A 15400-nucleotide genomic window follows, 5' to 3' on the forward strand; every position below is an offset into this window, starting at 1 on the left:
GCAGGGCGGGGCTACTCCCCGTCCTGCCCCCCGACCTGCGCCCGCAGCCACTCCTCCACCTCGCCCACGTGGGCCGCTGCCGCCGCCCGCGCCGCCTCCGGGTCGCGGGCGGCGAGGGCGCGGTGGATGGCGGCGTGTTCGCGGCGGGTGCGGGCGAAGGCGCCCTCCTCCTGGTAGCCGCGCCAGACGCGGGCGCGGAAGGTGCGCGAGGACAGGCCCTCCAGGATGGCGGCCATGGTCGCGTTGCCCGCGGCCGCGGCGATCTCACGGTGGAAGGCGAGGTCGTGGGCGAGGATCTCCTCGGGGTCGTCGGTGGCGTTCATCGCCGCCAAGTGCTTTCCGACGGTGGCCAGTTGGTCCTCCGTGATGCGCGCGGCGGCCAGCGCGGTCGCCGTCGACTCCAGGATCCGGCGAACCTCGAGGAGCTCCACCAGGCGCGGTCCGCGGGACAGGTCCGCGACCACCCCGAAGGTCTCCAGCAGGTCGCCGGCCTCCAGCGCGGTGACGTAGATCCCGGAGCCGTGCCGGGCCTCCAGGACGCCCATCACGGTCAGGGCGCGGATCGCCTCCCGCATCGAGCTGCGGGAGATGCCCAGCCGGGCCGCCAGGTCCCGCTCGGTGGGCAGCCGCTCGCCGGGCTCCAGCCGGCCCTCGGCGATCATCGCCTTGATCTCCTCGATGGCGCGCTGGGTCACCGTGCCCTTCTGTGGGGCTTCCTCGTCCACGCCACTCCTCCTTCCCCCGGTGCGCCGAGTCTAGCCAGCGAGGTGGTCCGACCACTACAGCACGGAACCTCGAATTTCCCGTGCAGGAGGGTGTTGTCTCGGCTTATTGGTCTGATAAGTATGCGGCGTCTGCTCGAACACCCTCGACGAGGAGCCGCGAGATGCCCGCCAGCACTGTCAGGAAGCGCAGCAGGTCCCGGATCATCGGCGCGGTGGCTCTGGCCGCCGGTGCCTCGCTCATGCTCGCCGCGTGCGGCAGCACCAAGGACACCGCGAGCGCGGGCAGCGGCGGCACCGGCAGGGTCGGCGTGATCCTGCCGCTGCTGACCTCGCCGTTCTGGCAGTCGTACAACGACTACGTGCCCAGGATGGCCAAGTCCGAGGGCGTCGAGGTGCTGAAGACGGTCAACTCCAACAGCGACCCCTCCCAGCAGATCACCGACATCGACAACGAACTCACCCAGGGCGTCAGGGGACTGGTGGTCGCCCCGCTGGACAGCGCCGCCATCCAGGCCGGACTCGACCAGGCCGAGCGCAAGGGCGTTCCCGTGGTCGCCGTGGACGTCGCGCCCGACAAGGGCAAGGTCGCCATGGTGGTGCGCGCCGACAACGTGGCCTACGGCGAGAAGGCCTGTGACTACCTCGGGCAGCACGTCAGCAGCGGCAAGGTCGTACAGGTCATGGGCGACCTGGCCTCGGTCAACGGCCGTGACCGCTCCGAGGCCTTCCGGTCCTGCGTGAAGAAGAAGTACCCGAAGCTGAAGGTGCTGGAGATCCCCGCCAAGTGGGAGTCCGACACCGCCGCCGCCAAACTGGACACGCTGCTGGGCGCCAACCCGGACATCAAGGGCATCTACCTGCAGGCGGGCGGTGTCTACCTCGCGCCGACACTGCAGACCCTGAAGTCCAAGAACATGCTGAAACCGGCCGGGCAGCAGGGCCACATCGCGATCGTCTCCAACGACGGCATCCCGCAGGAGTTCGACGCCATCCGCAAGGGCGAGATCGACGCCACCGTCTCCCAGCCCGCCGACGCCTACGCCCAGTACGGCCTGTACTACATCAAGGCGGCGATGGCCGGGAAGACGTTCAAGCCGGGGCCGACCGACCACGGGTCCACGATCGTCAGGCTGCCCAGCGGCATCCTGGAGGACCAACTGCCCGCCCCGCTGGTCACCAAGACCAACGTCGACGACCCCAAGCTGTGGGGCAACACGGTCAAATGAGTGCGCCCCTCGTGGAAGCCACGGGCATCGTCAAACGGTACGGCCCCACCGTCGCCCTCGCCGACGGCCGGCTCACCGTCCGGCCCGGCGAGTCCCACGCCCTGGTCGGCCGCAACGGCGCCGGCAAATCCACCCTCGTCAACGTCCTCACCGGCCTCCAGGCCCCGGACGCGGGCACGGTCCGCTTCGACGGCGAGCCCGCGCCCCCGCTCGCCGACCGGGACGCCTGGCGCCGCAGGGTCGCCTGCGTCTACCAGAAGCCCACGGTCGTCCCGGAGCTCACGGTCGCCGAGAACCTGTTCCTCAACCGCCAGCCGACCGGCCGCGGCCTCATCAGCTGGCGCCGGCTGCGCCGGGAGGCCACCGCCCTCCTCGACACCTGGGACGTGCGCGTCGACCCCGAGGCGCGCACCGCCGACCTCAGGGTCGAGGACAGGCACATGGTGGAGATCGCCAGGGCCTTGAGCTTCGGCGCCCGGTTCATCGTGCTGGACGAACCCACCGCCCAGCTCGACAACCGCGAGATCGAACGGCTCTTCAGCCGCATGCGCTCCCTGCAGGACTCCGGTGTCACGTTCCTGTTCATCTCTCACCACCTCCAGGAGGTCTACGAGGTCTGCCAGACGGTCACCGTGCTGCGCGACGCCCGCTGGATCACCACCGCACCCGTCGCCGACCTGCCGAAGGCGGCGCTGGTGGAGGCCATGGCCGGGGAGTCCGCCGCCGAACAGGCCATCCGGCAAGGGGCGGTCGACGGCAGCGCGCCCGTCCTGCTGGAGGCGCGAGGGCTCACCTCGCCGGCGTACGACGGCGTCGACCTCAGCCTCCGCCGCGGTGAGGTCGTCGGACTCGCCGGCTCCAGCGGCAGCGGCAAGACCGAGCTCGCCGAGTCCTTCGCCGGACTCCACACCCCGACCGGCGGCACCGCCCAACTGGACGGCAGAAAGCTGCCGTTCGGGGACGTACGGGCCGCCCTGCGGGCCGGAGTCGGCTGTGTCCCCCGCGACCGGCACGAACAAGGGCTGGTGTCCGGGATGAGCATCGGCGACAACACCACGCTCAGCGTGCTGGACCGGCTCGGCCGGGCCGGATTCGTCGCCACCGACGCACGACGCCGTTTCGCCGCCGAGCTGATCGACCGCCTCGACATCCACGCCGAGGGGCCCGACCAGCCCGTGTCCGACCTGTCCGGCGGCAACGCCCAGAAGGTCGTCATGGCCCGTGCCCTCGCCTCCGAACCCCGTCTGCTGGTGCTGATCAATCCCACTGCCGGCGTCGACGTGAAGTCCAAGGAGTCGCTGCTCGCCCGCATGGACAGCGCCCGCGAGGAAGGCACCGCCGTCCTCGTCGTCTCCGACGAACTGGACGACCTGCGCCGCTGCGACCGCGTCCTCGTCCTCTTCCACGGCCGTGTCGTCGCCGAGCATCCGGCCGGCTGGCGCGACCACGAGCTGATCGCCTCCATCGAAGGAGTTGACCACGATGGCTGACACCCGGGCCGCCCCGCCGCTCGCGTCCCCGAAGACCCCGGACGCCCGCTCCGCCAGAACCGTCCTGCTCCGCCGCGCCCGCGAACTCGCCCTGGTCCCCGCCCTGTTGCTGCTCATGGTGCTCGGCGCGGTGGTCAACGACTCGTTCCTGACCGAGCAGAACCTGATCTCCATCCTCGGCGCCTCCGCCGCGCTCGCGATGGTCGTGCTCGCCGAGTCCCTCGTGCTGATCACCGGCAAGTTCGACCTGTCCCTGGAGTCCGTGGTCGGCATCGCACCGGCCGTCGGCGCCCTGCTGGTGCTGCCCGCGGGCCAGTCCGGCTGGGGCACCGGCCTCCCGGCCGCGCTCGCCGTGCTCGCGATCCCCCTGGTCGGCGCGCTCATCGGCGCCTTCAACGGCGTCCTCGTGGTGAAGTTCCGGCTCAACGCCTTCATCGTCACACTCGCCATGCTCATCGTGCTGCGCGGTCTGCTGGTCGGCGCCACCAAGGGCAGGACCCTGTTCGGGATGCCCGACAGCTTCTACTCCCTGGCCACCACCACCTTCCTCAACGTCCCGATGTCCGTGTGGCTCGCCGCCATCGCCTTCGTGGTCGCCGGGTTCGTGCTGAAGTACCACCGCACGGGCCGCGCCCTGTACGCGATCGGCGGCAACGCGGACGCCGCCCGCGCGGCCGGCATCCGTGTGGACCGGGTCATGCTCGGCGTGTACGTCGTCGCGGGCGTGCTCGCCTCGCTGGGCGGGCTGCTGCAGACCGGCTACGTCGGCGCGATCAGCGCCAACCAGGGCCAGAACATGATCTTCACGGTGTTCGCGGCCGCGGTGATCGGCGGCATCGGCCTGGACGGCGGCAAGGGCACCATGTTCGGCGCGCTGACCGGCGTCCTCCTCCTGGGCGTCGTGCAGAACCTGCTCACCCTGGCCCAGGTCCCCTCGTTCTGGATCCAGGCCATCTACGGCGGGATCATCCTCGTCGCCCTGGTGATCGCGCGGGTCACGACGGGTCGCGCCCAGGACTGACGGACAGTCAACCACTCGCTGACCGAAAGGACTTCAGTGTCCCAGGCCCCCGTCCGCGTCACCGCGGTCGACACCCACGACATCCGTTTCCCCACCTCGCGCGAGCTGGACGGCTCCGACGCGATGAACCCGGACCCCGACTACTCGGCCGCCTACGTCGTGCTGCGCACCGACGCCGCCGACGGGCACGAGGGACACGGGTTCGTCTTCACCATCGGGCGGGGCAACGACGTCCAGGTCGCCGCGATCGACGCGCTCAGGGGCCATGTGCTCGGCCGTGACGTGGCCGAGCTGTGCGCCGACCCGGGCTCGCTCTTCCGGGACCTGATCGGCGACAGCCAGCTGCGCTGGCTCGGCCCCGAGAAGGGCGTGATGCACATGGCGGTCGGGGCCGTCGTCAACGCCGTCTGGGACCTCGCCGCCCGCCGGGCCGGAAAGCCCCTGTGGCAACTGCTCGCCGACGCCGAACCCGAGTGGCTGGTCGGGCAGATCGACTTCCGGTACATCGCGGACGCGCTCACCCCGGAAGAGGCCCTCGACCTGCTGAGGCGGGGCAGGGAGGGCGCCTCGGGGCGCCGGGCACGGCTCCTGGAGCGCGGCTATCCCGCCTACACCACCTCGCCGGGGTGGCTCGGCTACGACGACGACAAGCTCGGCCGGCTCGCCGCGCAGGCCGTCGCCGACGGCTTCACGCAGATCAAGCTCAAGGTCGGCGCCGACCTCGACGACGACATCCGGCGCTGCCGGGTCGCCCGCGCGGTCGTCGGACCGGACATCCGGCTCGCCGTCGACGCCAACCAGCGCTGGAACGTGGACGAGGCGATCCGCTGGACCAAGGCCCTCGCCGAGTTCGACCCGTACTGGATCGAGGAGCCCACCAGCCCAGACGACGTCCTCGGGCATGCCACGATCCGCCGCGCCGTGGCCCCGGTGAAGGTCGCCACCGGTGAACACGTGCACAACCGGATCATGTTCAAGCAGCTCCTCCAGGCGGGCGCCCTCGACATCGTCCAGATCGACGCGGCCCGGGTCGCCGGCGTCAACGAGAACCTCGCCATCCTGCTGCTCGCCGCCAGGTTCGGCGTCCCGGTCTGCCCGCACGCGGGCGGCGTCGGCCTGTGCGAACTCGTCCAGCACCTGTCGATGTTCGACTACCTGGCCGTCTCGGGCACCACCGAGGACCGGGTCATCGAGTACGTCGACCACCTCCACGAGCACTTCGTCACCCCGGTCGTCATCCGCGACGGCCACTACACCGCACCCACCGCGCCCGGCTTCTCCGCCGCCCTGCACCCGGAGTCCATCGCGCGGTACACCTTCCCCGGCGGCACCTACTGGGCCGCCGACCCCGAGACCCAGAAGGGACAGGCCGCATGAGTGACTTCGAGGGCCTGAAGGCCCTGGTCACCGGTGGCGCCTCCGGCATCGGCCGGGCCACCGCCGACCTCCTCGCCGCCCGTGGCGCCCGGGTCGCCGTCCTCGACCGGGACCCGGCGGACGTCGACAAGCCGCTCCTCGCCTACCGCGCCGACGTCACCGACGACGCCTCGGTCCGCACGGCCGTCGAGCGGGCCGCCGAGGACCTCGGCGGCCTGGACGTGCTGGTCAACAACGCCGGGATCGGCGCCCAGGGCACGGTCGAGGACAACGACGACGCCGAGTGGCGGCACGTCTTCGACGTCAACGTCCTCGGCATGGTCCGCACCGCCCGCGCCGCCCTCCCGCATCTACGCCGGTCCGCGCACGCGGCGATCGTCAACACCTGCTCCATCGCGGCCACCGCCGGTCTGCCCCGGCGCGTCCTGTACAGCGCCACCAAGGGTGCCGTGTACTCCCTGACCCTCGCCATGGCCGCCGACCACCTCCGCGAGGGCATCCGCGTCAACTGCGTCAACCCCGGTACGGCGGACACCCCGTGGATCGGCAGACTGCTGGACGCGGCCCCCGACCCGGCCGCCGAACGCGCCGCGCTGGAAGCCCGCCAGCCCACCGGCCGGCTGGTCTCCGCCGCCGAAGTGGCGGGCGCCATAGCGTACTTGGCCAGTCCGCTGTCCGGCGCCACCACCGGCACCGCCCTCGCCGTCGACGGCGGCATGCAGGGCCTGAGGCTGCGGCCGGTGGGCCGGTGACGCGGCTCGGCCGCAGCCGCGTCGAGGTCACCCCGCTCGGCTTCGGCGCCGCGACGCTCGGCAATCTCTACCGTCCGACGGACGACGAACAGGCCCTCGACGCCGTACGGGCCGCCTGGCAGCGTGGCATCCGGTACTTCGACACCGCCCCGCACTACGGGCTCGGCCTGTCCGAACGCCGGCTCGGCGCCGCCCTGCGTGCCTACGACCGCGCCGACTACACCGTCTCCACCAAGGTCGGCCGCCGCCTGGAACCCGCCGACGGCACGGGCGACGACCTGGCCCACGGCTTCGCCGTACCCGACACCCACCACCGCGTCTGGGACTTCAGCGCCCACGGCGTCCGCCGCACGCTGGAGTCGAGCCTGGACCGCCTCGGCCTGGACCGCGTCGACCTCGTCTATCTGCACGACCCCGACGACCACGCCGAGCAGGCCTTCCGCGAGGCGTACCCTGCTCTGGAGAAGCTGCGCGCCGAAGGCGTCGTCGGCGCGATCGGCGCGGGCATGAACCAGACCGGGATGCTCACCCGGTTCGTCCGCGACACCGACGTGGACGTGGTCCTGTGCGCGGGCCGCTACACCCTGCTCGACCGGAGTGCCGGAACCGAACTGCTGCCCACGGCCGCCGCGTACGGAGTGTCGGTGGTCCTCGGCGGCGTCTTCAACTCGGGCCTGCTGGCGGACCCGACGCCCGAGTCGACCTACGACTACAGCCGCGTCACGCCGGAGTTGCTGTCCCGGGCCCTGCGCATGAAAGCGGTCGCCGAACGGCACGGCACCACCCTGCGCGCTGCCGCGCTGGCCTTCGCCTCCGCCCACCCGGCCGTCGCCAGTGTCCTGCCCGGACCCCGTTCCGCAGCCGAAGTCCACGACTGCGCCGACCAGTTCGCGGCCGCCGTCCCGGCGGGGTTCTGGCAGGAGCTGCGGGATTCCGGCCTGTTGCCCCGCGAGGAGGGCCCGTCATGAGAGTAGCCCTGCACACCAAGGTCCGCGCCGACCGGATCGCCGCGTACGAGGCGGCCCACCGCGAGGTGCCGAAGGAACTGACCGACGCCATCCGCGCCGCCGGCGCCACCTCCTGGACCATCTGGCGCAGCGGGACGGACCTGTTCCACCTGCTGGAGTGCGCGGACTACGGCCGCCTGCTCGCTGAACTGGAACAGCTGCCGGTCAACGTGGCCTGGCAGGCCCGCATGGCCGAGCTGCTCGACGTCGTGCACGACTACTCCCGCGAGGGCGCCGACGCCGGGCTGCCGGTGGTCTGGGAGCTGCCATGAACGTCGATGCCCACCACCACGTCTGGGACCTGTCCGTCCGGAACCAGGACTGGATCAGGGGTCCCGAACTCCGGCCGCTGCGACGCGACTTCAGCCTCGCCGACATGGAACCGGAGGCCCGCGCCGCCGGTGTGGACCGAACGGTCCTCGTCCAGACCGTCACCGTGCCGGAGGAGACCCCGGAGTTCCTGGCCCTTGCGGCGGAGCACCAGCTGATCGCGGGAGTCGTGGGCTGGACCGACCTCACCCGCCCCGACATCACCGACGAACTGTCCCGGCTGCGTGAACTCCCCGGCGGCGCCTTCCTGAAGGGCATCCGGCACCAGGTCCAGAGCGAGCCGGACCCGCGGTGGCTGCTGCGGCCCGAGGTCCGGCGCGGGCTGGCGGCCCTCGCCGAGGCGGGGCTCGTCCATGACCTGGTCGTCCTGCCCCACCAGCTCCCTGCCTGCGCCGAGGCCGCCGCGCTCATGCCCCAACTCACCTTCGTCCTCGACCACTTGGGCAAGCCGCCGATCGCCACGGGAGAGCGCGAACCCTGGGCGTCCGACCTGCGCGCCCTCGCCGCCCTCCCCAACACCGTCGCCAAGATCTCCGGCCTGGTCACCGAGGCCGACCCCGCCTCCTGGACGACGGCCGATCTGCGGCCGTACACGGACGCGGCCCTGGAGGCCTTCGGCCCCGGCCGGCTGATGTTCGGCTCCGACTGGCCGGTGTGCACGCTCGCCGCGCCGTACACGCGGGTCGTGGACGCCGTCCGGGCGCTCACCGCGGAGCTGACCGCCGGCGAGCGCGAGCAGATCTTCGCGGGGACCGCGACCCGGGTCTACGGCCTGTGAACGGACCACCGCGCGGGTTACCGGGGAAGTCATGAATCTCGCACGCTGGAAGGCAGCCGTAGTGGCCGGGCCGCCGACCCCACCCGCGGCTACGGCCGCTCAGCCACCTCCGCCAGCCTGATCGGCGGCAGGTACTCGCGCACATACGTCCGCTCCCAGCACGCGCCCGACTCCCGCAGCTCCTGCCAGGTGGTGTAGCGGTAACGGAACAGGCGGGCGCGGACGTACCGGGGCGGGGTGTCCGGCGGGAACGGCGAGCGGCGCAGCAGGCGCAGGGTGTCCCGGTCGTTCTCCAGCAGGCGCTCCATCAGAGGGCCGAACCAGTCGCCGGCATAGGCGGGGGACAGCGCCGCGAACCACATCAGCCAGTCCAGGCGCAGGTGGTAGGGGGCGAACTGGCGGGGCCAGTGCCGGGTGTCGCCGGGCTTGCCCCGGAACTCGTACTCCCGCCAGTCGGAGTCCTCGCGCGGTGCGTCGTCCAGCGTGCCCTCCACCACCACCTCGTAGCGGACCCGGCTGATGCTGCCGAACGCGCCGTAGGTGTTCACCAGGTGCAGCGGGTCGAAGGAGCGGTTCATGACCTGGCGGCGGGAGATCATGTTGACCACCGGGTGATAGCTCAGGAAGAGCAGCAGCGCGGCGACCGCGAGCACCAGGACCTCGTACCACAGTGGCGCCGACGGTACGGACGGTGCCGGCCCGGGAATCCGCAGCGCGGACACGGCCAGCACGATGGTGATCCAGTTCAGCCAGGAGAAGTTGCCGGACAGCACCAGCCACAGCTGGGTGGCGATCATCAGCGCGCCGGCGGCCGATGCGATCGGCTGCGGGGTGAACAGCAGAACCGGTACGACCAGTTGGGTCACGTGGTTGGCGGCCACCTCCACCCGGTGCAGCGGCTTCGGCAGATGGTGGAAGAACCAGCTCAGCGGGCCCGGCATGGGCTGGGTCTCGTGGTGGTAGTACAGGCAGGTCAGCTTGCGCCAGCACGCGTCGCCGCGCATCTTGATCAGCCCGGCGCCGAACTCCACCCGGAACAGGATCCAGCGCAGCAGGAACAGCGCGAGGATCGGCGGTGCCACCTCGTCGTTGCCGAGGAACGCGGCCAGGAAGCCCGTTTCCAGCAGCAGCGACTCCCAGCCGAACGCGTACCACGTCTGGCCCACGTTCACGACCGACAGATACAGCGCCCACGGCACCAGCCACAGCAGGATCCCGGCCCACAGCGGCAGCAGGGAGTCAGCACCGGCGAGCAGCGCCGCGGACACCGCGCAGCCGGCCCACGCGCAGCCGGCGAAGAAGCGGTCGGAGTAGTGCAGATGGAACAGGCTCGGCGCCCGTGCGAAGGGGATCCGTGCCACGAAGCGGGGGATCGGCAGCATGCCGCGCTCGCCCAGCAGCGCCCGGAACTGCAGCGCCGCCGTCAGGAACGCCACCAGGTAGAGGGCGGCCAGGGCCCGCTGGAAGACCAGCCGGCTCAGCCAGTAGTCGGGAGCGGTGAACCAGTTCACGGCTGTGCGCGCCCTTCGTCGCGGCTAGACCGCCGGTGTCGTCCTCATCATCTCCCGCCCCCGAGTTGCCGGCCAGACGGGCGCGATGCAAACAATGGGGTGGAATCACCCACAGTGATGCGGAGTGTACGGTGCGGATACCCGCCGGATCCATCGTCACGGCCTGCGCGCTCGCGGCGGCGCTCCTCGTCGCCGGCTGCGCCCGCCCCGGCGTCAAGGAGGCCCGGGTGGGCGAGGAGGTCTACCTCGTGCCCGCCGCGGCCCCGGGCCCCGACCCCTTCACCGCCTCCACGGTCACCGCGCCGGCGAGAACGGGCGGAGCAAGGGCCGATCCGGCCACCACCGGCCCGCCCGCCGCAGCGCCGTTCCCACCATCCCTGCCTGCCGGTTCGTCCCCGCCGGTCCTGCCCGCAGGTTCGTCCTCGCCTGCCCTGTCCGCCGGGCTGGTCGACGTGCCCCTGCGGGCCATGCGGGTCGTGTCCGGCGCGACCCCCGGCCTCTACGGCGGTACGGCACGCGTCGCCGGCTGCGACGTCGAACGGCAGATCGGGTATCTGACGGCGGACCGCGCCAAGGCCGACGCCTTCGCCCGTGCGGCCGGTGTCTCCACGAGCGGTCTCTCCGGCCATCTGCGCGGCCTGGCCCCCGTCGTGCTGCGCGCCGACACCCGCGTCACCGGCCACGGCTACCGTGCGGGGCGGCCGGTCGCTCACCAGGCCGTCCTCCAGGCCGGCACCGCGGTCCTGGTCGACAACCGCGGGGTGCCCCGGGTGCGGTGCGCCTGCGGCAACCCGCTGGGGTCGCCCGCGCAGGCCGCCGGCGCCTTCTGGGTCCGGGGCAGCGCCTGGTCCGGTTACCGTCCGGGTCGGGCGGTCGCGGTGACACCGGCACCCCGCGCGGTCACCAGCATCACCATCGTCAACGCCGGGACACGCACCTGGATCGAACGCCGCATCGGTCACGACGTACGCCACGACCGGATCGTCCCCGCGCCGGCCGGGGCCACCGCCGCGCCGGACGGCGCCCCCGACCCCGCCGCGCCGGGCACCGCGCCGCCGTACCCCGCTCTGCCCGGTCCGGACCGGCGGCAGAGCCCGCCGGACACCGCTCCGGGTACGACCGTCAGGCCGCCCCCGGCCGTCACTCGGACGGCGCCGGACACGCCCGCCGGGCGAAGCGCCTCGGACCCGGACACGGCCGGCCCGCGGAGTGCACCGTCACTCGGTGGCCTCCCGGAAGCCCCCGGCGGCCCGGACCCGCCCCACCCGATCGGACCGCCGGACGCGAGCGGTCCACCCAGCGCATCCGACACCCTAGGTGCATCCGACACCCCCAATGCAGCCGGCATCCCCGGCGCGCCCGTCATCCCCGGTGCGGCCGTCATCCCCGGCGTGCCCGAAACCGCGGACCTCACCGGCGGCTCAGGCCGTCCGGTGCCGGCCGCACGCGCTCCGGAGCCCACTGGAGGAACGGGTCGAAGAATTGGCTGAATCCTGGCAAGGTGGGCGCATGGCAGTTCGGGGAGCGAGTGCCTTGACACTCCCTGAGGACTGGCCCGCCCACCCGGATCCGATCCTGGCGCTCAACCGCATGGGCAGCTTCGACTGGGACCTGGACACGGGCCTGTTCCACATGGACGCCCAGGCGCACGAGGTGTTCGACCTGCTGCCCGGGGAGTACGACGGACGCCCCGAGTCCCTGGCCGACCGGGTACCGCAGCCCGAGGCGGCCCGGATGGACGCCATGGTCGCCCAGGCCATCAAGGACGGCAGGGAGAACTACGGGGGTTACTTCCGCATCCGCTGCCGTGACGGATCGCTCCGCTGGACCCACACCCAGGGTTACATCCGCCGGGACGACACCGGTCGCCCGCGCCGGGTCGTCGGCATCGTCCGCGACGCCACCGACGAACTCGCCGAGAGCGAGACACGCACCCTGCGGACCGCGCAGGACGAGGCGTTCCGCCAGCAGACCAACGTCGTCCAGGCCGTCTCCGCCGCCCTCGCCCACGCCCGCAGCGTCCAGGAGGTCATCGACACCCTCAAGGACACCCATGGCATCCGCCATCTCGGCGCGGCCAGCCTGGTGATGGGGCTGGTGGAGGCCGGCCGCATCCGGCTGGTCGCCGAGGGACCCGTCGAAGCCTCCGTCCCCGGCACGCGGGTCACCCGGATCGAGGAGCAGTACCCGATGAGCGAGGTCGTGCGCACACTCCTGCCGAGGTTCATCGAGTCCCCGCAGGAGTTCGCCGAGGGCTATCCGATCCTCTGGCCGCACATCACCGACCTGCACATCACCTCGGCCGCCTATCTGCCGCTGATCGCCCAGGCCCGCCCGATCGGCGCGATGGGGCTGCTCTACAGCGACCGGCAGGGCTTCTCCAGCGAGGAGCGCGCCGTCCTGTCCGCGCTCGGCAGCAGCATCGCGCAGAGCCTGCAGCGGGCCATGCTCTACGAGCAGGAGAAGGACCTCGCCCAGGGCCTGCAGCAGGCCATGCTGCCCCGCACCATCCCCAGCGTCCGCGGCGCCGACGTGGCCGTCCGCTACCGCGCCGGCACCGCCGTGGGCGACCTCGGCCGGGACATCGGCGGCGACTGGTACGACCTGATCCCGCTGCCCGGCGGGCGGGTCGGCGCGGTCATCGGCGACGTCCAGGGCCACGACACCCACGCGGCGGCCGTCATGGGCCAGCTGCGCATCGTGCTGCGCGCCTATGCCGCCGAGGGACACACCCCGGCGGCCGTGATGGCCCGCGCCTCCGTCTTCCTGCACGAACTCGACACCGACCGCTTCGCCACCTGCCTGTACGCCGAGGCGGACCTGTCCACCGGGGTCGTGCAGGCGGTCCGGGCCGGTCACATCGACCCGCTGATCCGGCACGGCGACGGCAGCTGCCGCCGGGTCCCGGTCGAGGGCGGGCTGCCGCTCGGGTTGTCCGCCGAGTTCGGCCGGCTGGAGTACCCCGTCTCCACCCTCGAACTCGACCCCGGCCACACCCTGCTGCTGTGCACCGACGGGCTCGTCGAACAGCCCGGCGCCGACCTCGACGACGGGATGCGCCGCCTCTCGGCGCTGGTCTCGGACGGCCCCGAGGACGTACGCGCGCTCGCCGACCGGCTGATCCAGCTGGCCGAGGAGCGGGGCGGCGACGACGACGTGGCACTGCTCCTGCTGCGCCGCCGCACCCCGGAGGCCCCGCCCGCCGGTGGCCGGCTCCAGCAGCACGTGGCACCCGGCGACCCGGAGGCGCTCAGTCAGGCCCGGCACCTGATCCGTGCCGCGGTCCGCTCCTGGGGCTACCGCGACCGCGCCGACGAGATCGAACTGGTCGCCGACGAGCTGATCACCAACGCGCTCATGCACACCGAAGGCTCCGCGATCGTGACCCTGCGGGCCCTCGACGGCGGCCACCGCACACTGCGGATCGAGGTCGAGGACTCCTCCAGCGCCCTGCCGCGCCGCCGCGAGGCGGGGGAGGACGGCGTCTCAGGCCGGGGTCTGCTGCTCGTGGACATGCTCGCCGAGGCCTGGGGCGTGGAGGCGCGCGGCGGCGGCAAGGCGGTGTGGTGCGAGTTCCGCCGCGGCTGAAGCGCCTCTTCCCGGCGGTGTCGGTACCGGATGGCACTCTGGAACCATGCCGGAACTGCCCGAGGTAGAAGCACTGAAGGACTTCCTCACCGAGCACCTGGTCGGCCGCCGGGTGGCGCGCGTGCTGCCCGTCGCCGTCAGCGTCCTGAAGACGTACGACCCGCCCGTCACCGCCCTCGAGGGCGCCGAGGTGACGGCCGTGCACCGGCACGGCAAGTTCCTGGACCTGGCGGCGGACAGCGGGCTGCACCTGGTGACCCACCTGGCCCGCGCCGGCTGGCTGCAGTGGAAGGACCGCCTGCCGGACGGCCCGCCCCGGCCGGGCAAGGGCCCGCTCGCGCTGCGCCTGGCGCTGGAGACCGGCGAGGGCTTCGACCTCACCGAGGCCGGCACCCAGAAACGCCTCGCGGTGTACGTCGTCCGCGATCCGCAGCAGATCGAGGGCATCGCCCGGCTCGGCCCGGACCCGCTCGCCGCCGACTTCGACGAGGACCGCCTCGCCGCCCTGCTCAGGGACGAGAGACGCCGGCTGAAGGGCGCCCTGCGCGACCAGTCGCTGATCGCCGGCGTCGGCAACGCCTACAGCGACGAGATCCTGCACGCCGCGAAGATGTCCCCGTTCAAGCTCGCCGCCTCCCTGACCCCGGAGGAGACCCACCGGCTCCACGCGGCGCTGCGCTCGACGCTCACCGAGGCGGTCGACCGCTCCCGGGGCCTGGCCGCCGGGCGGCTGAAGGCGGAGAAGAAGAGCGGCCTGCGGGTGCACGGCCGGACCGGCGAGCCCTGCCCGGTGTGCGGCGACACCATCCGCGAGGTCTCCTTCAGTGACTCCTCGCTGCAGTACTGCCCCACCTGCCAGACCGGCGGCAAACCGCTGGCGGACCGCAGACTGTCCCGGCTGCTGAAGTAGTCACCGGTCCGCATCGACGGACACGAGCCGCTGCCCGTCCGCGGTGCGCACGTCGTAGCGGGCGATGTCGTCCGGGTGCATCGTGGAGGAGCCGAGGGCGGTGAAGGTCCGGGTGTTGTGGCCCGGCTCCATCCAGCTGCCGACGACCTGCTCGGAGCCGTCGCGGCCCACGACCACGAGCCGGCAGGCGTGCGGTCCGGTGCCGTCCTTCACCCGCAGCAGCAGCCGGCTGCCCGTGTCCCCGTCGTCGGCGGTGACCTCGGCCCAGACCCCGGTCTTCGGATCGGTCGCCGCGGTGATGTGCGCGGCCGGCTCCACATGGCCGGCGAAGGCCACGATCCCGGGACCGGCCACGGCCAGCACCACGGAGGCGGCCAGGCCGTACAGAAAGCGCCGGCGTCGCGCCCGGTGCCGGTGCGCGACCTCGCCGAGCAGCCGGTCCAGTAGCCGGGGACCGGGCTGTGCCATGGGGTGCACAAAGCGCGGCGTGGCCCGGCGGTACAGCATCAACTGCCGCGTGGCGGGACCGAATTCGGTCACCTGTGCCGCGCACTGAGGGCACTCCATGAGGTGGTCCTCGAAGCGGAAGGCCTCCGCCTCGTCCAGCACGCCGAGCGCGTACGCGCCGACGTCGCGATGCCTTTCCAGGGACCTCATGCCGAATCCTCGTGCCGATGGGTGCGGG

14 protein-coding genes are annotated in these 15400 nt (G+C 72.4%); 11 read left to right on the plus strand and 3 right to left on the minus strand.

Features of this window, described 5'->3' with window-relative positions:
- Positions 1 to 11: 11 nt before the first annotated feature.
- Positions 12 to 725, minus strand: coding sequence for a FadR/GntR family transcriptional regulator (locus ACFYZB_RS11620; RefSeq protein WP_388757175.1), 714 nt, complete (start codon positions 723 to 725; stop codon positions 12 to 14).
- A gap of 161 nt (positions 726 to 886) precedes the next feature.
- On the opposite strand from ACFYZB_RS11620, the gene ACFYZB_RS11625 reads away from it, so the two are divergent.
- Genes ACFYZB_RS11625 through ACFYZB_RS11660 form a run of 8 tightly spaced genes read left to right on the plus strand, consistent with a single transcriptional unit; the run spans position 887 to position 8706 of the window.
- Entirely contained in the window at positions 887 to 1951 is a 1065-nt protein-coding gene (locus ACFYZB_RS11625) for a sugar ABC transporter substrate-binding protein (RefSeq protein ID WP_388757178.1), read from the plus strand.
- The gene (locus ACFYZB_RS11630) at positions 1948 to 3441 is read left to right on the plus strand and encodes a sugar ABC transporter ATP-binding protein (protein ID WP_388757181.1); all 1494 of its coding nucleotides are present in this window, start codon (positions 1948 to 1950) and stop codon (positions 3439 to 3441) included. The genes ACFYZB_RS11625 and ACFYZB_RS11630 overlap by 4 nt, the downstream gene beginning before the upstream one ends.
- The gene (locus ACFYZB_RS11635; RefSeq protein WP_388757184.1) at positions 3434 to 4462 is read left to right on the plus strand and encodes an ABC transporter permease; all 1029 of its coding nucleotides are present in this window, start codon (positions 3434 to 3436) and stop codon (positions 4460 to 4462) included. Before ACFYZB_RS11630 ends, ACFYZB_RS11635 begins: the two co-directional genes overlap by 8 nt.
- Positions 4463 to 4498: 36 nt before the next feature.
- Positions 4499 to 5839: an L-fuconate dehydratase gene (locus ACFYZB_RS11640; RefSeq protein WP_388757186.1), complete on the plus strand. Its 1341-nt coding sequence runs from the start codon at positions 4499 to 4501 to the stop codon at positions 5837 to 5839.
- Entirely contained in the window at positions 5836 to 6591 is a 756-nt protein-coding gene (locus ACFYZB_RS11645; protein ID WP_388757189.1) for an SDR family NAD(P)-dependent oxidoreductase, read from the plus strand. The genes ACFYZB_RS11640 and ACFYZB_RS11645 overlap by 4 nt, the downstream gene beginning before the upstream one ends.
- Positions 6588 to 7559, plus strand: a complete 972-nt coding sequence (locus ACFYZB_RS11650; protein WP_388757192.1) for an aldo/keto reductase — start codon at positions 6588 to 6590, stop codon at positions 7557 to 7559. Before ACFYZB_RS11645 ends, ACFYZB_RS11650 begins: the two co-directional genes overlap by 4 nt.
- Entirely contained in the window at positions 7556 to 7870 is a 315-nt protein-coding gene (locus ACFYZB_RS11655; protein ID WP_388757195.1) for an L-rhamnose mutarotase, read from the plus strand. Before ACFYZB_RS11650 ends, ACFYZB_RS11655 begins: the two co-directional genes overlap by 4 nt.
- A complete protein-coding gene (locus tag ACFYZB_RS11660; RefSeq protein ID WP_388757199.1) occupies positions 7867 to 8706 on the plus strand; it encodes an amidohydrolase family protein in 840 nt (279 codons plus the stop codon). The genes ACFYZB_RS11655 and ACFYZB_RS11660 overlap by 4 nt, the downstream gene beginning before the upstream one ends.
- Positions 8707 to 8795: 89 nt before the next feature.
- Here the strand turns inward: ACFYZB_RS11660 and ACFYZB_RS11665 are convergent, their stop codons facing one another.
- Entirely contained in the window at positions 8796 to 10217 is a 1422-nt protein-coding gene (locus tag ACFYZB_RS11665) for a lipase maturation factor family protein (RefSeq protein ID WP_388757202.1), read from the minus strand.
- Positions 10218 to 10348: 131 nt separating this feature from the next.
- On the opposite strand from ACFYZB_RS11665, the gene ACFYZB_RS11670 reads away from it, so the two are divergent.
- The 3 genes from ACFYZB_RS11670 to ACFYZB_RS11680 are packed head-to-tail and all read left to right on the plus strand — an operon-like array spanning position 10349 to position 14715.
- The gene (locus tag ACFYZB_RS11670) at positions 10349 to 11707 is read left to right on the plus strand and encodes a DUF6777 domain-containing protein (protein WP_388757204.1); all 1359 of its coding nucleotides are present in this window, start codon (positions 10349 to 10351) and stop codon (positions 11705 to 11707) included.
- 19 nt (positions 11708 to 11726) lie between these two features.
- Positions 11727 to 13805, plus strand: a complete 2079-nt coding sequence (locus ACFYZB_RS11675; protein ID WP_388757207.1) for a SpoIIE family protein phosphatase — start codon at positions 11727 to 11729, stop codon at positions 13803 to 13805.
- A gap of 46 nt (positions 13806 to 13851) precedes the next feature.
- Complete coding sequence (locus tag ACFYZB_RS11680; protein WP_388757209.1) at positions 13852 to 14715, plus strand: Fpg/Nei family DNA glycosylase; 864 nt, start codon at positions 13852 to 13854, stop codon at positions 14713 to 14715.
- On the opposite strand, the gene ACFYZB_RS11685 is transcribed toward ACFYZB_RS11680, so the two are convergent.
- A complete protein-coding gene (locus tag ACFYZB_RS11685) occupies positions 14716 to 15372 on the minus strand; it encodes a zf-HC2 domain-containing protein (protein ID WP_388757211.1) in 657 nt (218 codons plus the stop codon). It lies immediately after the preceding gene.
- Positions 15373 to 15400 lie beyond the last annotated feature (28 nt).

This window comes from Streptomyces sp. NPDC001852 (assembly GCF_042891825.1).
GTDB lineage: Bacteria > Actinomycetota > Actinomycetes > Streptomycetales > Streptomycetaceae > Streptomyces.